Here is a 22,327-nt window from a genome sequence, read left to right as displayed (position 1 = left end):
TGCTCGTTTCAGCGTCGCCAACCACCTAATGGTCAATGATTTGACTATAAATCGAGGAGTTTTCGACATGGCCTACTACCGCCAGGTGGGACAGATCCCACCTAAACGACACACCCAGTTCCGCACCGGCGGCGGTGCGCTGTACTACGAGGAGTTGATAGGGGAGGAGGGCTTCTCCAGTGACTCTTCGCTGCTGTACCACCGGCATATCCCCTCGGCGATCCGGGAAGCGGCGACATGGGAGCCCGGAGACCTTTCGCTGAGTCCCAACCATCCGCTCATCCCGCGGCATTTACTGTTGCCCGCGCTGTTTGCGGGTGATGAGTGGAAGTCGATCGACGTGGTGACGGGTCGTCGACTGGTGCTCGGCAACGACGACGTCCGCATCTCCTATGTTGTCGCCGGTGCGGAATCACCCTTGTACCGCAACGCCATCGGCGACGAGTGTGTGTACGTCGAGTCGGGCGCGGGCCTGGTGGAGACGGTGTTCGGAGCGCTGCCGGTGCGGGAGGGTGACTATGTCGTCCTGCCCAGGGCGACCACGCACCGATGGCTGCCGGAATCAGGAAAACCGTTGTGCGCCTACGTGATCGAGGCGAACAGTCATATCGCGCCGCCCAAGCGCTACCTGTCGCGCTTCGGCCAGCTGCTCGAACACGCCCCGTACTGTGAACGCGATCTACACGGCCCCGCCGAGCCGCTGCTGTCGGAGCAGACCGACGTCGAAGTCCTCGTCAAACACCGGGGACCCAACGGGATCGCAGGTACGCGCTATCTCGTTCCGCACCACCCGTTCGACGTTGTGGGCTGGGACGGCTGCCTCTACCCGTATACCTTCAATATCTCCGACTTCGAGCCGATCACCGGCCGGGTGCACCAGCCGCCGCCGGTGCATCAGGTGTTCGAGGGGAACAAATTCGTCATCTGCAACTTCGTTCCCCGCAAGGTGGACTACCACCCGCTATCGGTGCCGGTGCCGTACTACCACTCCAATGTCGACTCCGACGAAGTGATGTTCTATTGCGGCGGCGACTACGAGGCGCGCAAGGGCACCGGAATCGGGCAGGGGTCGATATCGCTGCACCCGGGCGGGCACGCGCACGGCCCACAGCCAGGTGCGGTCGAGCGCAGCCTGGGTAAAGAATTCTTCGACGAGCTCGCCGTCATGGTCGACACCTTTCGGCCGCTGCAGCTCGGCGAGGGCGGAATAGCCTGCGATGACGGCGTCTACGTCGGCAGCTGGTCGCGGGCGAACTCATGACCGGACTACTGGACGGCCTGGTCGACGATGCCGGACTGTTCCCACCGACCGCATTGAGCATGCCCGACGCTGTCGCGCGGCACAGGGCCGACAGCCTCGCGGCCAGTCCGGTACTGACGCACCGATTCCTGTGCCCGGCGAGCCGTATCAGCGAACTGCGCGCCCAACTCGAAATCGGCGACCGCATTCGCGTCGGCCTAATCGCGGACAAAGGCCTGTCCGGACTGGCGACCGCGCTGTCGGACATAGCAGCCGACCCGGTCCTCGACTTGGCGCTCATCGAGTTCCCACTCGCTGCGGCGAACGTACCGGTGGCGGAGGTGATCGCCCAACTGCCGGACCGTGTACCGGTTTTCGTCGAGCCCGTGGCGTACTCCGACATCGCGGCCCTCACCCCCGAACTGGCACGGCTCGGTGTCGGCCTGAAGCTCCGTTGCGGCGGCATTCGGCCGGAATTGTTCCCGTCGGCGCCCGCACTGGCGGACGCACTGGTCGCCGCTGCCGGTGGGGGCGTTCCCGTCAAAGCCACCGCCGGTCTGCATCACGCGGTGCGCTACACCGATGAGCGGACCGGATTCACCCACCACGGATTTCTGAATCTGGTGCTCGCTGCCGCGGCCGCCGCCGGGGGCACGGACGCGGACGCGATCGAGGCCACCCTGCTGAGCGACGACTCCCTGCGGTTGGTGCGCGCGGCCACCACCCTGGATGCCGTGGCCGTCGCGGCCACACGTGGCCTGCTCACCAGCTACGGATCGTGCAGCACGACCATCCCGGTGGCCGAGGCCCAGGCCTTTGGACTTATTGACCCGGAAAGGATTTCATAATGACCACCACTTGGGCGCCGGTACCCGAGGGCTCTGGCTTCGGAATCGACAACCTACCCTACGGAGTCTTCTCGCCATCGGACGGAGTTGCCCGCATCGGAGTCCGGATCGGTGATCATGTGCTCGATCTATGGGCGGCTTTGGGCGACCAGGTGTTCGAAAGTGCTTCGCTGAACGACTTCATGGCTTGCGGGCGGGAATTCTGGACAGCGACCCGTCGTCGGATCACCAACTTGCTCACCGACCCGACGCAACGAGCCCGCGCGGCCGAGATATTGCATCCGGTGGACCAGGTCACACTGCACCTACCGATAGAGGTAGCCGATTACGTCGACTTCTATGCCAGCGAGCACCATGCCACCAACCTGGGCACCATGTTTCGCCCGGATTCGGCTGCGCTGCTGCCGAATTGGAAGAATCTACCGGTCGGCTACCACGGCCGCGCAGGCACGGTCGTCGCCTCCGGCGCTTCGGTGATTCGTCCTCGGGGACAGCGCAAGGCTGCGTCGGATCCGGTGCCGACATTCGGGCCGTCAGCGCGGCTCGATATCGAAGTCGAGGTCGGCTATGTGGTCGGTACACCCAGCAAACTGGGAAAGCCGGTGTCCACCAAGGATTTCGCCGACCATGTCTTCGGTGTGTGCCTGGTCAACGACTGGTCGGCCCGCGATATCCAAGCCTGGGAGTACGTACCGCTCGGGCCGTTCCTCGGCAAGTCGTTCGCTACCTCGATCTCACCGTGGATCGTTCCGTTGGAAGCTCTGGCCGCCGCGCGGGTACCGACGCCGCCGCAGGATCCGAAACCTTTGCCGTATCTGGCGGAGTCGCAGCCGTGGGGACTGGATCTGCGGCTGGAATTCGCGCTGAACGGGCACACCGTGTCGCGGCCGCCGTACGCGCAAATGTATTGGTCTCCGGCGCAGATGCTCGCGCACATGACGGTCAACGGTGCGAGCCTGCGTACGGGTGATCTGTTCGCTTCGGGCACGGTGTCCGGACCGGCTGCGGATCAGCGTGGTTCGCTGATCGAACTCACCTGGAACGGAACCGAGCCGGTGCACCTGCCCGATGGCGGCACGCGCACCTTCCTGGAGGATGGCGATGTCGTGACGTTGAGCGGATCCGCCCCCGGTCCCTCCGGTGCGCTGATCAGCCTCGGCGAGGTCACCGCCCGCATTCAACCGCCGGAAGCGGCGGGTTCCTGACGCATTGTTCTGTGCGGCGGCGGGTACCGCGAGTCAGTCCGGAGTACCCGCCGCTGATGCCGCGAGTCCGCGGATAGCCTGGTCGACGAGCCGCTTCGCCAGCGAATCGTCCAGCGGGCCGGTACCGAAGAGCAAATGGAAGTAGATCGGCGCGTAGATCATCTCGGCCGCATCGCCTGGTTCGATGTCGGAACGGAACACGCCCTCGTCAACCCCTCGGCGAATCAGCTTGTCCACCGCCGCGTATCGGTCGTTCCAGAACCGGGTCTTGAAGTCGGCGAGGGTCGCCGGGTCGTACTGCCCTTCGGCAATGATCTGGGCGATCAGCCGCCCCTGCGGTCCGGCGTACCGCGCGACCAGTGACTTCACATGGGTTTCGAGGGCCTCGCGGACCGGAAGATCCTCCGGAACTCGGACCTGTGGCAGATGACCCTCCATGAAGGCGTCTATGACCACGGCGGCCTTGTTGGGCCACCATCGATAGATGGTCGCCTTACTGACCTTCGCCCGCTTGGCGATCATCTCGATGGTCAGCTTCTGGACGGTGGTCGCCCGTCTCCGATCCCGAACCAGTAGGTCCATGGTTGCGTCCAGGATCGCCTGTCGACTCGATTCGCTTCGTACAGCCACAAGAGGATGTTATCCCGAATCCATTGTCAAGCACGGTATTGGCATGGTTCTATATTCCTATACGATACGAAACGTTTCGGATGACATAAGGGTGGTTAGCAATGAAGCTCAGCCGAATCTCCCGTTCGACGCCGGACGGCGACCAAACCAGGCTCGTCGCGGTCGAACCGGATCGGGATCGAGTGGTGGATCTAGCCCAGGCCTACCGCATCGGCCGTCAGCGCGGGTCGGCGTCCGACGCGGCCGCACGGCGGCTCGCGGCCGCGTACTTCCCGTCGAGCATGGCCGCCGCGATCGCGGCAGGTCCGGTATTCCTCGAGGCCGCGCAATGGGCAGTGGACCAGGCGGGTGACGATGCGTCGCTGCCGATCGGTGAGGTCGATTGGCAGCCCGCTGTCGATCCGCCGGTGATCCGCGACGGCCTGACCTTCCCGCTGCATATGAAGCAGTTCCACGAGAAGGTCGGCGGCGGTCTGCCGAACCCACAGCTATTCAAGACTCCCGGCTACTTCAAGGGGTCCACGGGTGTGGTCTACGGGCACGACCAGGAGGTGCCCTACCCGGGCTACTCCGAATTCGTCGACTACGAACTCGAAATCGGGTTGATTGTCGGAGGCTACGGCAGCAACCTCACGCCCGATGAGGCGCAGTCCACGTTGTTCGGTCTCACCATCTTCAACGACTTCAGCGCCCGCGATGTGCAGGGCTCCGAAATGGGGATGGGTATGGGACCGCAGAAGTGCAAGGACTTCGCCTACGGTATCGGCCCGTGGATCACGACCATGGACGAGTTCCAGGACTTCGACGCCATCACCGGTTCCGTCCACGTCAATGGCGAGCAGTGGACCAGCACCAAGGCCGACGGCATGATCTACACCCCCGCCGAACTGCTGGCCTATGTCTCCATCGGTGACAACCTGCAGCCGGGCGACCTCATCGGCTCGGGCACGCTACCCAACGGCTCCGGCCTCGAAATCGACAAGAAACTGCGCCCGGGCGATGTCGTCGAACTCGAGATCAGCGGCGTCGGCGTGTTGCGCAACCGGCTGAGCGCCGAACCCACGACCGCGCCGTGGTGGCCGGAGCCGCGTCCGTACCCCTTCGGTACGGCCACAGTCTGAGAGGAAACGCCCAATGACCGAAAACACCGTGATCGCGCCCGTTCGCCGGATCGTGACGGGCCACGACGAGAACGGCCGGTCGATCATCGTCAGCGTCGGCGAATGCCCGAATGTCTTTGTGTCCGAGGATGTTCCAGGATTCGGTGCGAGTGTCGCCTGGCTCACCGAGCCCGGCGATATCTCCAATGCCGGAAACGAGGACGCAGCCACCGCTGACACACAGGTGCCCATGTACCCCAAGGTGGGTGGCAGCATCTTCCGGATCGCCACCTTCCCGCCGGATGCCGCATACAGCGACCGCGCGGCGAAGACGATGTTCGGCGAATTCGGCGGCGAGCACGCGCGTGCCGCGGCGGAGCAGGATTCCCGGCACTTCTGGTTCCACCGCACCGACTCCCTCGACTACGGCATCGTGCTCGACGGTGAGATCTGGCTGATGACCGACGAGGGTGAATGCTTGATGAAACCCGGCGACGTCGTCGTCCAGCGCGGCACCAGCCATTCGTGGTCCAACCGCAGCGATAAGCCGTGCCGGATGGCGTTCATCCTGCTCGGTTCGCTGCCGCTGTTCGACGAGGCACGGCCGTGACCAGTGATGTGGTGTGGCGGCCCAGCTCGGAGCGTGTGGCCGCCGCGGAGGTCACTCGCTTCCGGGCGGGTTTACCCCCCGAACTTCGGGGTGCCGAGTACCTGGATCTGTGGCGCTGGTCGACCGAACATCCGGACCGATTCTGGCTGGCCATGGCCGACTTCGAGGATGTCCGGCTGGGTGGCGCACCGACCGGACCGGTCGCTCCGGACGAAATGATCGGTGGCGCTTGGTTTCCCGGCCGCACCGTCAACTATGCCGAGCACATGCTGCGCAAGGCCCCCGAGACCGCGCTGATCGTTGTGGACGACGACAACCGGTCGCATACCGTGTCGCGCGCGGAGTTGCACCGGCAGGTGGCGGCCCTGGCCGCGGCACTGCGGTCGATGGGTGTGCTGCCCGGTGACCGGGTGGCCGCGGTACTGCCCAATCGATCCGAGGCCGTGGTCGCACTGCTCGCGTGTGCGGCGGTCGGTGCCATCTGGTCGGTGTGTTCGCCGGAATTCGGTACCAGTGCGATCGTGTCCCGCTTCGCTCAACTGAGCCCGCGGGTACTCATCGCCGCGGACGGCTACCGGCACGGTGGGCGCGAACACGAGCGAACCGCCGAAATGACCGAGGTGGCAGCCGAATTACCGGAGCTCGAGCACGTGATCTGGGTGGATGATCTGCGTCCGGGGCAATGGCCCGCCTTCGACGTTCCGGTGCGAACCTGGGCTGCCGTCACCGACGCAGACATCGAACTTCAATGCACCGATCTGCCATTCGAGCATCCGCTGTGGGTGCTGTTCTCTTCCGGCACAACGGGAATCCCCAAGGGCATCGTGCACGGCCACGGTGGTGTGCTGTTGGAGCATCTGAAGATGCTGCGCATCCACAGCGATGTGCGGGCGGGCGATCACTACATGAACGTCGCCAGCACGGCCTGGGTGGTCTGGAACATGCTGGTCTCCGGCCTGGGCGTCGGCGCGACGGTGGTGCTGCTCGACGGTAGCCCGGTCCGGCCCGAACTGGGCCGCGTCTGGCAGGTCGCGGCCGAACACGACGTCGACGTCATGGGACTCAGCGCTGGCTATATCCACGCCTGCCTGAAGGCGGGCGTGCAGCCGCCCCGAAGCCGGTTGCGCACGCTCCAGGTGACCGGATCACCCCTGTCGGAAGCCGGATTCGATTGGGTCTACGAGCATTTCGATGATATGTGGCTCTCATCGATGAGTGGTGGCACCGACATCTGTTCCATCTTCGTCGGCGGCGTCCCAGAACTGCCGGTGCGCAAGCCGCGACTACAGGCACCGGCGCTCGGTGTCGCGGTCGCCGCGTGGGATGCTGACGGTAATCCGGTGGCGGGGGAGCAGGGCGAACTGGTTGTCACCAAGCCGATGCCGTCCATGCCGCTGCGATTCTGGAACGACCCGGACAACAGGCGTTACCTGGCCAGCTACTTCGAGATGTTCCCCGGCATCTGGCGGCACGGCGATTTCATCGAATTCGACGCGGACGGCAGTTCGGTGATCCATGGGCGTTCGGATTCCACATTGAACCGCCAGGGCATCCGGATCGGATCGGCGGAGATCTACCGTGTCGTCGAGGATTTCCCCGAAGTGCGGGAATCCCTGGTCGTGGGAGCCGAACTCGGCGCCGACGACTACGACATGGTGTTGTTCGTGGCGGCGATCGACGGTGTGGATCACGATGCGCTGCGGGCCCGGATCGCGGAAGCGCTGCGTACCTTGCTGTCGCCGCGGCATGTACCCGACGACATCGTGTTCATGCGCGCCATCCCGCATACGCGGACCGGGAAGAAGCTGGAGGTCCCGGTCAAGCGCATGCTCCAGGGCGCGGCCCTGACCGATGTCGTGGACCTGGGCGCGGTGGACGACAGCGGCCTGCTGCGGGAATACGAGGACTTCGCACACCGACGACACACTCTGGAGACAGTATGAGCAACGACGTCAGCTTTCACATCGGCACCTTCGCAGACGGAGACCAGCCGCCGTATCCGGGAATCGTCGTGGCCGGGCGCGTGTACGACACGCGTACGGTCCTGCCACATACGTCGACGGCGGCGATGCTTCGCGACTGGGAGCCTGCCCTGCGGTCCTTGCAGGACATGGCGAATACGGTGACCGGCGACGGCCGTCCGGTGGAGGAATTACGCGTGCTCGCGCCGGTGCAGCAGCCGGGGCAGATCTTCGCGGCGGGCGCCAACTACCGCGAGCACATCATCCAGATCACGGTCGCCCACCGCATCGGAACCCCCGGCGCGTCCGAGGCGGAACTGCGTGAGCAGGCCGCCCGGGAGACCGACGAGCGGGCCGCCCATGGCGACCCCTATGTCTGGGTCGGCGTGCCGACAGCCATCAGCGGTGCCTATGACGACGTGATCCTGCCGTCCGTGGGCGAAAACCACGACTGGGAACTGGAACTCGGCGTGATCATCGGACGCCGGACTCGCGATGTCGGCGTGGCCGAGGCCATCGACTCGGTCGCCGGATACACCATCTGCAACGACCTGACCACGCGGAGTCTGGTGCCGCGCAGCGATATTCCGATGATGGGCACCGATTGGATGCGGGCGAAGAACGCGCCCACCTTCTATCCGACCGGGCCGTATCTCACCCCGGCGAAATTCGTGTCGGACCCGCTCGATCTGGAGATCACCCTGCACCTCAACGGCGACCTGATGCAGAAGGGCTCGACCAGCGACATGCTGTTCGGCCCCGCGCAGCTGATCTCCTATATCTCCCGCTACACCACGCTAGAGCCGGGCGACATGGTCATCACCGGTTCGCCCGCGGGCAACGGCTCACACCATGGCCGGTTCCTGCGTGCGGGGGACGTGATGGAGGCCGAGATCACCGGCCTCGGAAAGCAGCGCACCGTCTGCCGATCGGCCTCCACCCAGGGCTGATCGAGGGCGAGCGCACCGAGGGCCCGACCGCGTACCACCGCGGTCGGGCCCTCGGTCGATGCCGCCGAGGCCCCCCGTGCTCGGACCCCGGCACCGAATCTTCCAATGCCGCAACCGAATAAGGCTTGGTCAGACGGTGCTGCCACCTCGGCGAGCACCGTGCTGCCCGTCATGAAGGCCGACAGATCCGATGCGCAGCAGAGGACGACGCGGGCGATGTCGTCGGGAATACCTGGGCGGCCACAGACCCCACATCCCGCGCGCCGAGTTCTTCATCGGCGCGAGCGCATCCACCCGTGCTTCAGCAGCGATGCGCTACCCACGTCGATAGACAGCGCGTCTCTATCGGCGGACGAGAAGGCTACCCTGGTGCTCGCGATGATGGGCGGCCTGCGCATCCGATCCCCGCTCGATCCGTTTCGGAAGCCTCCGGGCTGCTCGAGGTGATCATGAAACCGGCGTCACGCCCCGGGACCCGAAAAGGGCGGGGGCAGATGGAAATTCGCTGCCTCCCGCCCCGCTGACCGAGCCCGATATCTCACATGGGCGGTGCGACGAACTGGCCCTTGTCGGGGTCGTTGAACATCTGCTTGCTGATCCACTCGTCCGCGGTCTCCGCGATCCCCCACACATCGGAGGTCGCTGGATCGGACACGTCGTAGATGCTGGGGTGCCAGGTGTCCTCGTCGATGGTGGCGAGCTCGGTGCTGTACTCCATGGTGTTGCCGTTGGGGTCGTGGAAGTACGTGAAGGTGTTGTCACCGGCGCGATGCCGGCCGGGGCCCCAGATCTTGGGGATCCCGGCGCGCATGAGACGGCCGCTGCCGTAGAGGTATTCGTCCAGGCCTCGCAATTCGAACGAGACATGATTCAGCGCGGTATGCGGGCCGCGGGAGATCGCGATGCTGTGGTGCTGGTCGCTGCAGCGCAAGAACCAGAACAGCCCGCCCAACCGGGGATGGGTGTTCGTGTCGGACAGGCGGAAGTTCAGGTGCTTCTCATACCAGGCCGTCATCTTCTCCGGCTCGGGCGAATTGAACACCACGTGCGACAGGCGCACCGGAATATCTTCCTTCTCCTCGATCTTGCGATGCTGGCGGGTCTCCACATCCGACGACACCTCGATGGTGCGGCCCTCGAGGTCGAAGAACCGGAAACCGTAACCGCCACCGGGGGTTTGGAGGATATCCGGCTCATTGATCAACTGCACGCCCTGGCTGCCGAGACGGGCGGCGAGTCCATCGACGGCCGCGCGGTCGGCCGCGCCGAGCGAGATCAGGTCGAGGCGTTTCTCCGCAGCCTTCCGGACGCGCACGATGTACTGCTCCGGCGAGCCTTCCGCAGCGAAGTAGCTCACGTCACGCTCGCCACCTGTGCTGGCCAAACCCCAGTGCTTGGCATAGAACTCGACTTGTTTGTCGTAGTCGGGCACGGCGATGTCGACGTGACGCAGATGGGTGATCGGACTGAACGACATTCTTCCTCCTTCGAAATTCAATCTGCCGGTGCCGGCTTCTACGCCACTACGGGCGCGGCGGGCGTCGGCGGTGCGGCGGTGAGCGCGGGGACCATGGTGAGCAACTCCGCTAGTCGCGTCGCGGTATCGGCGACGCCGAGTACATACCGGTCCGGCCGCACCACGACGGCGTGCGAGTCGACCGCGGCGAGAAGCTCGCGGACCTGTTCAGGGTTGGTCAGAACGACAATCTCGGGATTGGCCTCGACCTCGATTCGCCGGTCCTCGGGGAGCCCAGCGAATAACTCGGCAGTGGTCGCCAGCAGGAAGCGCGCACCAACGATGTCGTCGAGGCGAGTCCCGTCCGCCAGCATGGGCTGGCTCGAGAGATGTCCTGCGTTCGGATCGTCAGGCCCAGCATGCCATCCCGGCCCGAGCGCCGGGAGGGGTGGATACACGTCCTGAGGGTGGCTGCGGATGTGCGCGTCGCGGCCCGCGGCCGTTGCCGGATCGGTCGTCTGGACGAGATGGGCCATGGTGGCCGCCTTCTCCACCCAGTAGCGGGCATGCGGTAGCCGTTCGCTCTGGTAGGTATCGAGCAGGGTCGGCGCGGCGGTGCCGCGGGCTACCGCTTTCAGCTTCCACGCCAGATTGGCGACGTCGCGCATACCGGCGCAGAGACCTTGGCCCCACAGCGGTGGCGCCTGGTGCGCGGCGTCGCCGGCGAGAAAGACGTTGCCGACGCGCCACTGCTCCGCGACGCGAGCCCGGAATGTGTAGATGGCGATCCGGTCGGGTTCGAAGTTGGTGACCGACAGGACGCCCCGGCTGATGCGCTCGATAGCCGAACGGGTCACGATCTCGGCCGGGTCGTCGCCGGGCATGACCTTGAATTCCATCCGTACGCGGTCGCCGGGCAACCGGACCCACAGTCCGGGCCGGGAATGGTGTCCGAGGAATGCCATCGTGCCGGGCAGGCCCGGGCCGCCGTGCAGCAGACCGTCGACGACCAGCCACGGGTCGTCGGAACCGAGCTTCTCGGTCTCGACGCCGAGTTGTCGCCGCACCGGCGAATTGGCGCCGTCACACGCGATCATCCAGCGGGCGGTAATGAATTCCGTCGCGCCATCGGCATTCTCGACCCGGCATCGGACAGCGTCGGAGTCCTGCGTGAAATCGAGGAGCGTGCGCCCCGAACACAGTCGTACATTCGGGTGTCGTTCGAGTTCCTCGCGCAGCAGCGCCTCCATATCCGGCTGATGGAACATCAAATCGTCATGCCATGCCTGAGTGCCGAATTGACCGGTGGGCAGCTCGAAGAGGATCTCGCCCGCCTCGTTCTCCATGCGGAATTCGGTCATCGGCTCGCAGATCGCCGACGCCCGCTCGCCGATACCCAATGCCTGCAGTGTTCGGAGTGTTTCGCCGTCGAAATGCACGGCGCGGGCATGCGGCCAGGTGGCGGCCTCGCGTTCAATTCCGATCGCGGAGATTCCCGCGCGTCCCAGTAGGGCGAGAGCCGTTGCCCCTACCGGTCCGCAACCGATGACAGCTACTTCGTAGTCGTACGACACCATCACTCCCTTGTGTACTAAACGTATCGTATCGAATCGACTGTACGTCGGTGCGGCGTGGATCACAATCCCTCTGGTCGACGAGATTTCGTGCGGGGACCTCGGGTTGCTACTCCGGACGGCGTTCGCCGAGCAGGCTGCCGCGTGCTCGGAATTCGGCGATCACCTCGTCGGCACATCGGATGGTCACATCGCAGACCATCGTCCGTCCCGAGCGGGAGCGGACGATCGCCTCGGCGGTCAAGACGTCACCGAGATATGCCGGGCGAAGGAACTGGATATCGGCGGCGGCGGTCACTGCGGCAGGACCGAAACTATTTGCGGCACAGGCGAACGCGGTATCGGCCAGGGTGAAAACCAGCCCCCCGTGCAAGATGTTGTGGCCGTTGACCATGTTCGGCCGAACCGGCATACGCGCCGATGCGCGACCCTGGCGGGCGGACACCATTTCGATGCCGAGCGTTCGTGATACCTGGTCGGTGGCCAGGAGTTCATGTACTGCGTCGACGACACGGTCCTCGTCGGCCCCATCGACGGCCGTGGTCACGGGGATACCGCCGAGGTCAGGGGAGCGGGCTCGAAAAGTTCGTCGACCACGGGTGCGCCGGGGGGCACCATCGCCAACTCGGCCCGAATCGCATAAAGGCGCCGCAGCCCGGCGGCCGCGGGTGTGAGCGAGTCCGGGGCGGACCGCAGGCTCGCACGGGCCGAGAGTTCCGTGTACCCGCCCCGAATCAGCACGTCGACCGCTTGCGCGGGCTCGGCTGTGGTGAGCCAGTGCCGAGCCCGGTCCAGGCAGGCCAGATAGGTGCTGATCGCCTCGGCGGATGCCAGGCCGGCCGGTCCGGCCACCAAGCCTTGCCCCGGGTAGTCGGGCAGTTCGTCGCCGATGGCGAGCAGTACCGGCAAGCCCTGCCCGCGGGCCAGCTCGTCCAGGGGTGGTCCGAGCAGGGTTGCCGCGATAGCGCCGGCGAGCAAGGCGTCGTAGCGCTCGCGCACCCCGCCCACGGGGGTCAGGGTGTAGTCGTCGGAGGTGAGTCCGTGCGAGCGCAGTAGGTGCCGCAGGACGATGGCGAACCCGTTGTCGACCGCGTCCACCCCCAGCTCGGCCCCGCGCAGAGCCGTGATCGTGTCGAAACCCTTGCGCCCCAACAGATGCAGCGGGGTGGTTCGCTCCACCTGCGCGAGCAGCCGGATCGAGGCTCCGGTGGCATTCCAGACGATCAGGTTGTCGATGGCCGTCACGGCCAGGTCGCAGTCTCCTGCGACGAGCTGGGCGCGCTGCTGGTCCGAGGATCGGGTGAGCGTGGTCTCGACCTCGACTCCCGCTTCGGCGAGGAAGCCGCGTTGGTCGGCTACGACATACAGCGGCGGGGGGACGAACACCGATTGGCGCAGTCGAACGGTCATGGGTGACTACCTTTCCTGGATCCCGATTGGCGGAATCGCGCGTACGAAACGGTACGTCTAGTACACAGTTACTGTAGATGACGGTTCTCGGCCGGGCGCTCTTTCCCCGATTAGGTGGTCGGCAGGAAATTTCCGCGATTCGCCCATTCCTTCCATCTGCTCTACGTATCGTATGCAACGAAACGGATCGTTTCTGTTAGTACGTCCGTGATCAGGAGGAGAACATGAGGATCAGCGCAGACCTCGCTCGTTGCGAAGGCCACGGACTCTGTGTGGAAGCGGCGCCCGAGGTGTTCGACCTGGACGACGACGCCGTCGTGGTCGTCACCCGGGCGGTCATACCGCCGGAGTTCGTCCGCAAAGCCGAGTCCGCGGTACGGCGCGGTCCTGAACGCGTTGCTGCACAAGGTCAGCCACATCCACGCCGATGCTCCGGTTCGTCGCTACAATAATGTGTTGCGCGGCTTGGCATCTCTGCCGGTCACTGTGACGACCGGCTGATCTGACCGGCTCCCGGTCCAACATCCATCCGCACCCGGGCGCGCGACGGGGCGCTGGGCCGGACCACAAACCGTGAGTATTGGTATCGAAGTCCGGCACGGATGTACCGGACTTCGATATCACTGTCGTCAGTGAGCGGCTTCCCGGAGCGAATCAGTGTTCCGGCGTCGCCACTGCGTGAACTCGCGCGGCATGCTCCAGCCCAGCACCGCGGTGACGGCGTCGGCGCTGCGTTGCACTGCTACGAATCTCCCGTTGTCGACCGCCCCTTCGACAATGTCAACCGGGAGGTCCGGCTGGAGTCGGCCGACCATTTGGATCCGGTGGCCGAACTGCTCGGACCAGAAGTACGGTGCGTCGAGATGTGGGGCACCCGGCGCGACACCCGTGAGGTGGGCAAGCAACGCGCGCGCCGCGGTGGCCGCCATGCCGGACGCCGACGTCCAATGCTCCACTCGGATCTGCCGGTCGCCGCGCTGGAACCGCGCCACGTCGCCAGCAGCCACGATGCCCGCCACATTCGTCCGGCCCCAGGCATCGGTCAGCACACCGTTGTCGCAGAGCACGCCGGATCCCGCGAGCCACTCCGTATTGGGAATCGCGCCGATGCCGACGAGGACCAGGTCGGCCGGTAGTCGCGTGCCATCGTCCAGTACGACGGCCGAGACCCGCTGAGCGCCATCGAATTCGGAGACTGTGTGGCCGGTGCGAAGCTCGACGTTGTGGTCGTTCATCGTCCGGCGGAGCAGATCGGAAGCCACTCGGCCCAGGTGCGCCTGGAACGGCTGTCTCGCGGCTTCCACAATGGTCACCTGTTTGCCGAGAGTGGCCGCCGTCGAGGCGACTTCGGCGCCGATGAAACCGGCGCCCACGATCACAACCCGCTGCGCGGACTCGAGTGATTGTCGAAGCGCGACGGCATCGTCGAGAGTGCGCAGGACGCGAATTCCGGTTAGCCTGTCGCCCTTGGGAATTCGCCGGGCACGGGCTCCGGTGGCGAGGACAATTCCATCGGTGGCCAGGGTCTCCCCGTCACCGATGGTCACCTGCCCCGGCCGCAGGCGGGTCGCCCCCGACCCCAATACCCAGCGTGCGTCGAGGGAGTCGTGAGAGGCGCTGTCCGCCAACGCGATATCGGCGATCTCGACCTTACCGAGCAGAAAGTCCTTGGACAGGGGTGGGCGATCGTAAGGCAGGTGGGGCTCGTCCCCGATGATGGTCAACTCACCGTCGAATCCCTCCGCGCGCAGGGTTTCGGCGGCCCGGAGGCCCGCCAGCGACGCGCCGACCACGGCGATGTGGGTCATGATCGCGCCTCCACGAGGAAGATTTGGCCATTCTCGACCACCACCGGGAACGTGGCGATCGATGTACGGGCCGGGGGTACATCGGGGGACCCGGTCGCCAGATCGAAGCGTGATTCGTGCAGCGGGCACTCGACACAGCCGTCCTCGACCCAGCCGTCCGACAACGAGGCCGTCTGATGGCTACAGGTATCGGCGATACAGAAGATCTCGCCATCGGAGTCGGCCACCGCGAGGGGAATATCGATCCCCGGCACGTCGGTCACGCGGATGATGCCGTTCGCCGGGACGTCCGCGCGGTCGCAGAGTTTGATTCGAATCATGGTGTCGCTCATTACTTCTCCGGCTGATCGAACTGCACCGGCACGGACGCCGGTCCACGGAACTGCCAGCCGACGAACCGCGGCTCGGCGGCCGGCCGGATACCGGGCAGGTCCAGGATCCGAGGCACGGCGGCGCGCATCATCGCGCGCACCAGATGGCTGCCGAGGCAGAAGTGCGCACCGACGGAGAAGCCGAGGTGATCCTCGAGTCCGGGGCGGTCGATGTCGAACTTCTCGGGATCGGCGAACTTCCGGTCGTCGTAGTCGGCGGCCATGGCCAGCACCAGGACGGTGTCACCGGCCTTCAGATCCGCTGCGGGGCTGGAGAAGTCCTGGATCAAGCGGCGCGGGTAACTGCCGACCGGTGTCAGCCACCGCACGGATTCGTCGATGGCGCGCTCGAATGCCGCACTGTCCTCGCGAACCCGCTGGCGGGTCTCGGGGTGGGTCATCAGCAGCCACGGCAGGGTGGCGATCGCGTCGCGGGCGTCGTTGAAACCGCCCGCGATCATGAGCTGGATATTGGCCGCGATCTCCTCGAGAGACAGCGGTTCGTCCGGGCTGGCGTTGGCCATGGCCGAGACAACCGTGGCGTCGGGCTCGTGACGCACCCGTTCGATGGCCAGCCGGACCACCTCGATGTTCTCGGCGCGCGCGTCCTCGACGACCTTCCAGACCTCGGGATCGTCGGTGTTGTTGATGAAACCGCCGATGTAGGCGTCGGACCAGCGGTGGATGTCCTCGGGTGTGGCGTCCAGGAGACCGATCACCTCCCGCAGGCAGGCCCCGGTGAAGCCGTTGGCGAAATCGGTCGCCAGATCGGCGCTTCCGCGACCGCGCAGTGGCGCGAGATAGCGCCGAGCGAGGTCGTCGACGACCTCGGGCCAGGCGCGCTGGATCGAGCGGCGCTTCAGCGGCTCGTCACCGGCGCCCCGGAGGCGGCGGTGCAGATCTCCTTCGCTGCGGATCATGGTTTGCCCGAGGGTGCGGGTGAGCAGCGCGCCGGGGATCTCGGTGGAGAAGATCTCCGGATGCGAGTCCACGAAGACGACGTCCTCGAAGCGGCTGATCAGCCACATTTTCATGGTTTCGGACCAGGTCCAGCGGTCGGACTCGCGCAGGGCGGCGAATGTGGGAAAGGGGTCGACCATCATGGCGTCGAGGTCGAGATCGATTTGCGGTGTCGGCACCGGGATTCCTCCTCATCGAGGGTGTTGCACCTCATGAGTGTGATCCGCGCCATCTCCTATGAAAAGCACATATATCGGGCCTTTGATCTAAGTTGTTCTTATGAAGTCGCTCGACGTCACCTTGCGCCAACTCGAATTCTTCGTGGCCACCGTCGAACGCGGAACATTGAGCGCGGCGGCGGCGCAGTTCCACGTTTCGCAGACCGCGGTGTCATTGGCCATCAGTCAGCTCGAGAAGGCGCTCGGCGTTCAGGTTCTGGTCCGCCGACCCGCCAAAGCGCCCGCGCTCACGGCCGCGGGACGGCAGTTGCTCGTCGATGCCAGGCAGGTGCTCGGCCATGTGGGTGAACTCGAAAGCGCGGTGCGCACCATCGGAGGGGATATCTCGGGTCGGCTCGCCGTCGGCTGCTTTCCGACGATCACCCCGTTCGTGATGGGCAGAATTCTCGAGGAGGTGCCGGTCCGCTATCCGGAACTGGAGATCGACCTCGTCGAGGACACCGTCGAAGGCCTGCAGCGGCGGCTCGCCGACGGCCTGTGTGATCTGGCGATCATGTACGACATCGGTTTGGGCAGCGATGTCACGACCCAGCCGTTGTATTCGTGCGCCCCCTACGCGGTGCTGTCGGCCGGACATCGATTCGCCGCGCGGCGCACCGTCGCGCTGTCCGAACTGATAGACGAGCCGATGGTGATGATCGATATGCCGCCCAGTTTGGAGTTCTTCACCGGCCGGATCGCCGAGGCCGGCTTTACGCCTGATATCCGCTACCGGACCAGAAGCGTCGAGACCGTGCGCACATTCGTCGGCCGCGGTATGGGCTGGGCGGTGCTGCTGCACCGGCCGGGGACCGAGCGCAGCTACGACGGCAGTGCGGTCGCGTCGGTCGATCTCGATGGAATGGGCCCGCCGGTCGACGTTCTACTCGTCATGAACGCCACCGCGCGAATGACCCGGCGCGCGCGGGCCTTCGCGGACATGGCTCGTGAACTGCTGCGCACCGGCCCGGTACCTGCCCGAATGTGAGTCACGGTGGCCGACGCTCGCCGTGGCATCGGACTATGCGCCGGTGATGAATTACAAGGCTGCGGCGATCGGGCGCAGGGCTATGCGATGCACATCGGTATAGATATTCATGGTGTCGCCGCGCAGGAAGCCGACGAGCGTGAGCCCGGCCTCGGCGGCCAGATCCACCGCCAGTGAGCTGGGGCCGAGACCGCGCCCAGCATGGGAATACCCGCCATCACGGCCTTTTGTACCAGTTCGAACGAGGCGCGGCTGCTCACCATGAGAGCGAGATCCGCTGTGGGAATCCGGTTTTCGCGCACGGCCCAGCCGATCACCTTGTCCACCGCGTTGTGTCGCCCGACATCCTCCCTGACCACCAGGGCCGTGCCGTCGGCGGTGAACAGGCCGGCGGCGTGCAATCCGCCGGTCGCGGCGAAAACCTGCTGCTGGGAGCGTAATTCGTCGGGCAAGGTGGACAGCACGTCGGAGTCGATCGTGAAATCGCCGTATCCGGGCCGGAATCGGCTTCGGATCCGGACGTCGTCGACCGTGGTCTTGCCGCACAGTCCGCAGGCGCTGTTGGTGATAAACCGGCGCTTCGGCAGCGGTCGCGGCCGACGTAGCTGGATATCGAGGACGTTGTAGGTGTTCTGCCCGTCGGCATCGGTTCCGGCGCAATATCGCGCGGAGACGATGTCGTCGACGGATTGGATGATGTTCTCGCTGTACAGGAATCCGTGGACCAGGTCGATGTCGGTGCCCGGGGTTCGCATGGTGACGTTGAGTGACTCGCCGCCGATGCGCATTTCCAGGGGTTCTTCGACCGCCAAGGTATCGGGGCGACGGATTTCGCCGGTCGCGGTCACCCGCACCATTGCGCGGCGTGCGGTCACCCCGCTCATGGCTGCGCTCCGGCCGGGGACGATGCTGGTTCCAGGCGGATCGTGACAGCCTTGGAGACCGGCGTGTTGGAGCGTTCGGCGACGTGGTCGAGCGGGACGAGCGGGTTGGTTTCGGGGTAGTAGGCGGCGACATTGCCGCGGGGAGTGGGGTAGGGGACCAGCCGGAAGCCGGTAACCCGGCGTTCGATGCCGTCGGTCCACTCCGACACCAGGTCGACGAGATCGTCTTCGGCGAAACCGAGGCCGGCGATATCGTCCGGGTGCACCATGACGACCTTGCGCCCCTGCTGGATTCCGCGGTAACGGTCGTCGAGTCCGTAGATGGTGGTGTTGTACTGGTCGTGGCTGCGCAGAGTTTGCAGGATGAGCCGGCCCTGCGGGACCGGCAGCCAGTGCAGATCGTTGACCGCGAAATTGGCTTTGCCGGTGGTGGTGTGGAATTCGCGGGCGTCGCGAGGCGGGTGGGGTAGCTGGAAGCCGTCGCGGTGGCGCACCCGCTCGTTGTAGTCGACGCAGCCGGGCACCACGCGGGCGATGGCATCGCGAATGGCGTCGTGGTCATGCCGGAATTCGTTCCACGGCACCGGATGGCCGGGGCCGAAGAGCTCTTGCGCGAGTTCGCAGACGATGGCGACCTCGCTGCGCAGGTGCTCGCTCACCGGCCGCAGCCGCCCGGTGGACAGGTGCACCATTGACATCGAATCCTCCACCGACACTTGCTGTTTGGTTCCGGTGGGGGAGAGGTCGAGATCGCTGCGGCCGAGGGTGGGCAGGATCAGCGCCATCGTGCCGTGCACGACGTGGCCGCGATTGAGTTTGGTCGAGACGTGCACGGTCAGCTCGCAGTTGCGCAGCGCGGACTCGGTGGCGTCGGTGTCGGGAGCGGCGGAGACGAAGTTCCCGCCCATGCCGAAGAACACCTTGGCGTGTCCGTCCCGCATGGCGCGAATGGCGTCGACGGCGTCGTGACCGTGCTTGCGGGGACTGGTGATCCCGAATTCGGAATCCAGTGCGGCGAGGAATGTTTCGGGCATCTGCTCCCAGATGCCCATGGTACGGTCGCCCTGCACATTCGAATGCCCGCGGACCGGGCACACGCCCGCACCCGGTTTGCCGATCATGCCGCGCGCCAGCAGCAGGTTCGTGCCCTCCTCGATGGTGGCGACACCGTGACGCTGCTGGGTCAGTCCCATCGCCCAACACAGAATGGTCGCCTTCGAACCGGCGAGCCGGGCGGCGGTGCGTTCGAGCTGTTCGCGAGTCAGGCCGGTCGCTTCCTCGACGAGGGCGAGATCCACTGCGCGCATGTGCCTTTCGTAAGCCTCGAAGCCCGCGGCGTGCCGGTCCACGAACTCCCGGTCGACCACCGTGCCGGGTGCGCTATCCTCGGCCTCGAACAGCAGTTTGCCCAGCCCCTGGAACAGCGCCATATCGCCGCCGAGGCGGATCTGGAGGAAGTCGTCGGCGATCTGGACTCCGGTGGTGAGACCCTTGACCGTCTGCGGGTCGCGGAACCCGATCAGGCCCGTCTCGGGCAGCGGATTGATCGCGATGATCTTCGCCCCCGCCGCCTTCGCCCGCTGTAGCGCGGACAGCATGCGCGGGTGGTTGGTGCCGGGATTCTGGCCCGCCACGACGATCAGATCGGCCTTCTCGAAATCGTCGATCGACACCGAGCCCTTGCCGATACCAATGGATCCGGTCAGCGCGGTGCCCGAGGACTCGTGGCACATGTTCGAGCAGTCGGGCAGGTTGTTGGTGCCGAAGCTGCGCGCCAGAAGTTGATACAGGAACGCGGTCTCGTTGGCGGTGCGGCCCGACGTATAGAACAGCGCCTCATCGGGAGAGGAGAGGCCGCGCAACGCGACCGCGATCAATCGGTAGGCATCCGCCCAGTCGATGGGGGAGTAGTGGGTCTTGCCGGGCCACAAGACCATCGGACGGGTCAGCCGACCCTGTTGGCCGAGCCAGTACCCGGACTTGTCGGCCAGCTCCCGCACCGAATACCGGGCGAAAAACTCCGGTCCGACGGTCCGCAATGTCGCCTCTTCCGCGACGGCCTTCGCCCCGTTCTCGCAGAACTCGGCCGGGCGGCGATGCCCGGCCGGCTCCGGCCACGCGCAGCCCGGGCAGTCGAAGCCGTGCCGTTGATTGACGCGCGCCAGCGTCCGCGCCGTGCGAAGCACGCCCATCTCTCCGACCGCGTGGTTCAAGGCCACCGTCACCGCGGTCACGCCCGCCGCCTGGGTTTTGGGGGCGGTGACCGAGAGTTCGGACTCGTCGGTGTCTCGTACCGGCGCGCTGCGGTGCATGGCTGGAATCACTCTCTTACGAAATGGGAAGAACACTGGTAGGTCAGTACCCGCGGGCGATCCACTCCGACAGGTGGGGCGCTTCGGTACCGATGGTCGTGTCGTCGCCGTGGCCGGTGTAGACGCGGGTGTGCTCCGGGAGTGTGAGCAGGCGGTCGCGGATGGACCCGATGATGGTGGGGAAATCGGAGAACGATCGCCCCGTCGCCCCCGGTCCACCGGAGAACAGCGTGTCGCCGGAGAACAATGTGTCGGCTTCGGGCAGGTGCAGGCACACCGATCCCGGGGAATGGCCCGGTGCGTGCAGGACGTGAATCTCGGTCCCTGCGATGCCGATGCGCTGTTGGTCGTGCAGTGGCCAGTAGGGCTCGCCCGGATGAGTCAGCTGCCAGAGCGGATCGTCGCCGGGGTGTAGCAGGACGGGCGCGTAGGCGTATTCGGCGAGTTGCGGGGCGAAGGTGACGTGATCGTTGTGCCCATGGGTGCACACGACGGCGATGACATCGCGGTCGCTGATGGCCTCCAGGATGGGGTCGGCGTCATGGGCCGCGTCCACGACGACGACCTCATCGTCGTCACCCACCACCCAGACATTGTTGTCGACTTCCCAAGTGCCGCCATCGAGTTCGAAGACTCCGGAAGTCACCACCCGTTCGATACGAAGCCGCCCACTCACAGCACGACCACCGACCGCAGCACCTTGCCTTCGTGCATGGTGTGGAAGGCCCGCTCCACGTCATCGAGGGCGATGCGCTCGCTGACGAACTTGTCCAAGGGCAGGCGCCCCTGCCGGTAGAGGTCGATCAGCATCGGGAAGTCGCGGTCGGGCAGGCAGTCGCCGTACCAGGAGGATTTGAGCGCGCCGCCGTGGGAGAAGAAGTCGATCAACGGCATATCGAGCCGCATCTGCGGGGTGGGTACACCCACGAGCACCACGGTGCCGGCCAGATCGCGGGCATAGAACGCCTGCTTCCAGGTTTCCGGGCGGCCCACCGCATCGATGACCACATCGGCGCCGAAGCCGCCGGTGAGTTCCTGGACGGCGGCGACGGTATCGGTGGTGGTGGCATTGACGGTGTGGGTGGCGCCGAGGTCGGTGGCCCAGGCCAGTTTTCGCTCGTCGCGATCCACGGCGATGATCGTGGACGCGCCCGCCAGCCGGGCGCCAACGATGGCGGCATCGCCGACACCGCCACACCCGATCACAGCCACCGAGTCACCGCGGCCGACGTTCCCGGTGTTGATCGCGGCACCCAGCCCGGCCATGACGCCGCAGCCGATGAGTCCGGCGACCGCCGGATCGGCGGTGGGGTCGACCTTGGTGCACTGGCCCGCGTGGACGAGGGTCTTGTCGGCGAACGCGCCGATACCGAGCGCCGGGGTCAGCTCCGTGCCGTCGGTCAACGTCATCTTCTGGGTGGCGTTGAAGGTGTCGAAACAGTACTGCGGGCGGCCCCGCCGGCAGGCCCGGCAACTGCCGCACACGGCCCGCCAGTTCAGGATGACGAAATCGCCGATCTCGACGGATTCGACTCCCTCGCCGACACTTTCGACCGTGCCCGCGGCCTCGTGCCCGAGCAGGAACGGGAACTCGTCGTTGATGCCGCCCTCTCGGTAGGTGAGGTCGGTATGGCACACGCCGCACGCGGCGACGGCGACGACGACCTCGCCCGGCCCTGGATCGGGGACGATGATGTCGGTCAATTCGACCGGTGCGCCCGGCTTGCGGGCGATGACTCCACGGACCTGCTGCGGCATAACTGGCTGTTCCTCCGTTGAATAGATCGAGCCATGCGTTCATG

Annotated in this window: 20 protein-coding genes and 1 pseudogene; 9 read left to right on the top strand and 12 right to left on the bottom strand. The window is 65.8% G+C overall.

The window, feature by feature from the left end:
• The first annotated feature begins 67 nt into the window (after positions 1 to 67).
• The 3 genes from ACQP2U_RS19655 to fahA are packed head-to-tail and all read left to right on the top strand — an operon-like array spanning position 68 to position 3,293.
• On the top strand, positions 68 to 1,261 hold the full coding sequence (locus tag ACQP2U_RS19655) for a homogentisate 1,2-dioxygenase (RefSeq protein ID WP_433715988.1): 1,194 nt from the start codon (positions 68 to 70) through the stop codon (positions 1,259 to 1,261).
• On the top strand, positions 1,258 to 2,088 hold the full coding sequence (locus ACQP2U_RS19650; RefSeq protein ID WP_433715987.1) for a hypothetical protein: 831 nt from the start codon (positions 1,258 to 1,260) through the stop codon (positions 2,086 to 2,088). The genes ACQP2U_RS19655 and ACQP2U_RS19650 overlap by 4 nt, the downstream gene beginning before the upstream one ends.
• Positions 2,088 to 3,293 (top strand): fumarylacetoacetase, encoded by a 1,206-nt coding sequence (fahA, locus tag ACQP2U_RS19645; RefSeq protein ID WP_433715986.1) that lies wholly within the window; start codon positions 2,088 to 2,090, stop codon positions 3,291 to 3,293. Before ACQP2U_RS19650 ends, fahA begins: the two co-directional genes overlap by 1 nt.
• Positions 3,294 to 3,326: 33 nt before the next feature.
• Here fahA and ACQP2U_RS19640 read toward each other — a convergent pair whose 3' ends face one another.
• The gene (locus tag ACQP2U_RS19640; protein WP_433715985.1) at positions 3,327 to 3,923 is read right to left on the bottom strand and encodes a TetR/AcrR family transcriptional regulator; all 597 of its coding nucleotides are present in this window, start codon (positions 3,921 to 3,923) and stop codon (positions 3,327 to 3,329) included.
• 101 nt (positions 3,924 to 4,024) lie between these two features.
• Here ACQP2U_RS19640 and ACQP2U_RS19635 point away from each other — a divergent pair, with 101 nt between their 5' ends.
• From ACQP2U_RS19635 to ACQP2U_RS19620, 4 genes are read left to right on the top strand one after another with little or no spacing between them, the layout of a single operon-like run.
• Complete coding sequence (locus ACQP2U_RS19635; protein ID WP_433715984.1) at positions 4,025 to 5,044, top strand: fumarylacetoacetate hydrolase family protein; 1,020 nt, start codon at positions 4,025 to 4,027, stop codon at positions 5,042 to 5,044.
• Between the two features lie 13 nt (positions 5,045 to 5,057).
• On the top strand, positions 5,058 to 5,633 hold the full coding sequence (locus tag ACQP2U_RS19630) for a cupin domain-containing protein (RefSeq protein WP_433715983.1): 576 nt from the start codon (positions 5,058 to 5,060) through the stop codon (positions 5,631 to 5,633).
• Complete coding sequence (locus tag ACQP2U_RS19625; RefSeq protein WP_433715982.1) at positions 5,630 to 7,576, top strand: acetoacetate--CoA ligase; 1,947 nt, start codon at positions 5,630 to 5,632, stop codon at positions 7,574 to 7,576. The genes ACQP2U_RS19630 and ACQP2U_RS19625 overlap by 4 nt, the downstream gene beginning before the upstream one ends.
• The gene (locus ACQP2U_RS19620; RefSeq protein ID WP_433715981.1) at positions 7,573 to 8,544 is read left to right on the top strand and encodes a fumarylacetoacetate hydrolase family protein; all 972 of its coding nucleotides are present in this window, start codon (positions 7,573 to 7,575) and stop codon (positions 8,542 to 8,544) included. Before ACQP2U_RS19625 ends, ACQP2U_RS19620 begins: the two co-directional genes overlap by 4 nt.
• Before the next feature lie 538 nt (positions 8,545 to 9,082).
• Here ACQP2U_RS19620 and ACQP2U_RS19615 read toward each other — a convergent pair.
• The 4 genes from ACQP2U_RS19615 to ACQP2U_RS19600 form a co-directional block, all read right to left on the bottom strand.
• Positions 9,083 to 10,021, bottom strand: coding sequence for a VOC family protein (locus ACQP2U_RS19615; protein WP_433715980.1), 939 nt, complete (start codon positions 10,019 to 10,021; stop codon positions 9,083 to 9,085).
• Between the two features lie 38 nt (positions 10,022 to 10,059).
• Positions 10,060 to 11,577: a bifunctional 3-(3-hydroxy-phenyl)propionate/3-hydroxycinnamic acid hydroxylase gene (locus tag ACQP2U_RS19610; protein WP_433715979.1), complete on the bottom strand. Its 1,518-nt coding sequence runs from the start codon at positions 11,575 to 11,577 to the stop codon at positions 10,060 to 10,062.
• A gap of 106 nt (positions 11,578 to 11,683) precedes the next feature.
• Positions 11,684 to 12,121, bottom strand: coding sequence for a PaaI family thioesterase (locus ACQP2U_RS19605; protein ID WP_433715978.1), 438 nt, complete (start codon positions 12,119 to 12,121; stop codon positions 11,684 to 11,686).
• Positions 12,118 to 12,984, bottom strand: a complete 867-nt coding sequence (locus ACQP2U_RS19600; RefSeq protein ID WP_433715977.1) for an ABC transporter substrate-binding protein — start codon at positions 12,982 to 12,984, stop codon at positions 12,118 to 12,120. The genes ACQP2U_RS19605 and ACQP2U_RS19600 overlap by 4 nt, the downstream gene beginning before the upstream one ends.
• Before the next feature lie 224 nt (positions 12,985 to 13,208).
• Between ACQP2U_RS19600 and ACQP2U_RS19595 the strand changes: the two genes are divergently transcribed.
• Positions 13,209 to 13,436: a ferredoxin gene (locus tag ACQP2U_RS19595; RefSeq protein WP_433715976.1), complete on the top strand. Its 228-nt coding sequence runs from the start codon at positions 13,209 to 13,211 to the stop codon at positions 13,434 to 13,436.
• A gap of 177 nt (positions 13,437 to 13,613) precedes the next feature.
• On the opposite strand, the gene ACQP2U_RS19590 is transcribed toward ACQP2U_RS19595, so the two are convergent.
• Genes ACQP2U_RS19590 through ACQP2U_RS19580 form a run of 3 tightly spaced genes read right to left on the bottom strand, consistent with a single transcriptional unit; the run spans position 13,614 to position 16,302 of the window.
• Positions 13,614 to 14,792 (bottom strand): NAD(P)/FAD-dependent oxidoreductase, encoded by a 1,179-nt coding sequence (locus ACQP2U_RS19590; RefSeq protein ID WP_433715975.1) that lies wholly within the window; start codon positions 14,790 to 14,792, stop codon positions 13,614 to 13,616.
• Positions 14,789 to 15,124, bottom strand: a complete 336-nt coding sequence (locus tag ACQP2U_RS19585; protein ID WP_433715974.1) for a non-heme iron oxygenase ferredoxin subunit — start codon at positions 15,122 to 15,124, stop codon at positions 14,789 to 14,791. Before ACQP2U_RS19585 ends, ACQP2U_RS19590 begins: the two co-directional genes overlap by 4 nt.
• On the bottom strand, positions 15,124 to 16,302 hold the full coding sequence (locus ACQP2U_RS19580; RefSeq protein ID WP_433715973.1) for a cytochrome P450: 1,179 nt from the start codon (positions 16,300 to 16,302) through the stop codon (positions 15,124 to 15,126). The genes ACQP2U_RS19585 and ACQP2U_RS19580 overlap by 1 nt, the downstream gene beginning before the upstream one ends.
• Positions 16,303 to 16,402: 100 nt before the next feature.
• Here ACQP2U_RS19580 and ACQP2U_RS19575 point away from each other — a divergent pair, with 100 nt between their 5' ends.
• The gene (locus ACQP2U_RS19575) at positions 16,403 to 17,329 is read left to right on the top strand and encodes a LysR family transcriptional regulator (RefSeq protein ID WP_433715972.1); all 927 of its coding nucleotides are present in this window, start codon (positions 16,403 to 16,405) and stop codon (positions 17,327 to 17,329) included.
• Positions 17,330 to 17,380: 51 nt separating this feature from the next.
• On the opposite strand, the pseudogene fdhD reads toward ACQP2U_RS19575, so the two are convergent.
• The 4 genes and pseudogenes from fdhD to ACQP2U_RS19555 all read right to left on the bottom strand — a co-directional run bounded on the left by fdhD (position 17,381) and on the right by ACQP2U_RS19555 (position 22,283).
• Positions 17,381 to 18,213 (bottom strand): annotated as a pseudogene (fdhD, locus tag ACQP2U_RS19570) (formate dehydrogenase accessory sulfurtransferase FdhD).
• Positions 18,210 to 20,525 carry an FdhF/YdeP family oxidoreductase gene (locus ACQP2U_RS19565; protein WP_433715971.1) on the bottom strand — a complete coding sequence of 772 codons (2,316 nt, stop codon included), beginning with the start codon at positions 20,523 to 20,525 and terminating at the stop codon, positions 18,210 to 18,212. The pseudogene fdhD and the gene ACQP2U_RS19565 overlap by 4 nt, the downstream one beginning before the upstream one ends.
• Positions 20,526 to 20,568: 43 nt before the next feature.
• Positions 20,569 to 21,201, bottom strand: coding sequence for an MBL fold metallo-hydrolase (locus ACQP2U_RS19560; RefSeq protein ID WP_433715970.1), 633 nt, complete (start codon positions 21,199 to 21,201; stop codon positions 20,569 to 20,571).
• Positions 21,198 to 22,283, bottom strand: coding sequence for an S-(hydroxymethyl)mycothiol dehydrogenase (locus ACQP2U_RS19555; RefSeq protein ID WP_433715969.1), 1,086 nt, complete (start codon positions 22,281 to 22,283; stop codon positions 21,198 to 21,200). The genes ACQP2U_RS19560 and ACQP2U_RS19555 overlap by 4 nt, the downstream gene beginning before the upstream one ends.
• Positions 22,284 to 22,327 lie beyond the last annotated feature (44 nt).

This window comes from Nocardia sp. CA-084685 (genome assembly GCF_050955785.1).
Lineage (GTDB): Bacteria > Actinomycetota > Actinomycetes > Mycobacteriales > Mycobacteriaceae > Nocardia.
The sequence above is the reverse complement of the archived record's forward strand: the minus strand, read 5'-3'. Positions and strand labels throughout refer to the sequence as shown.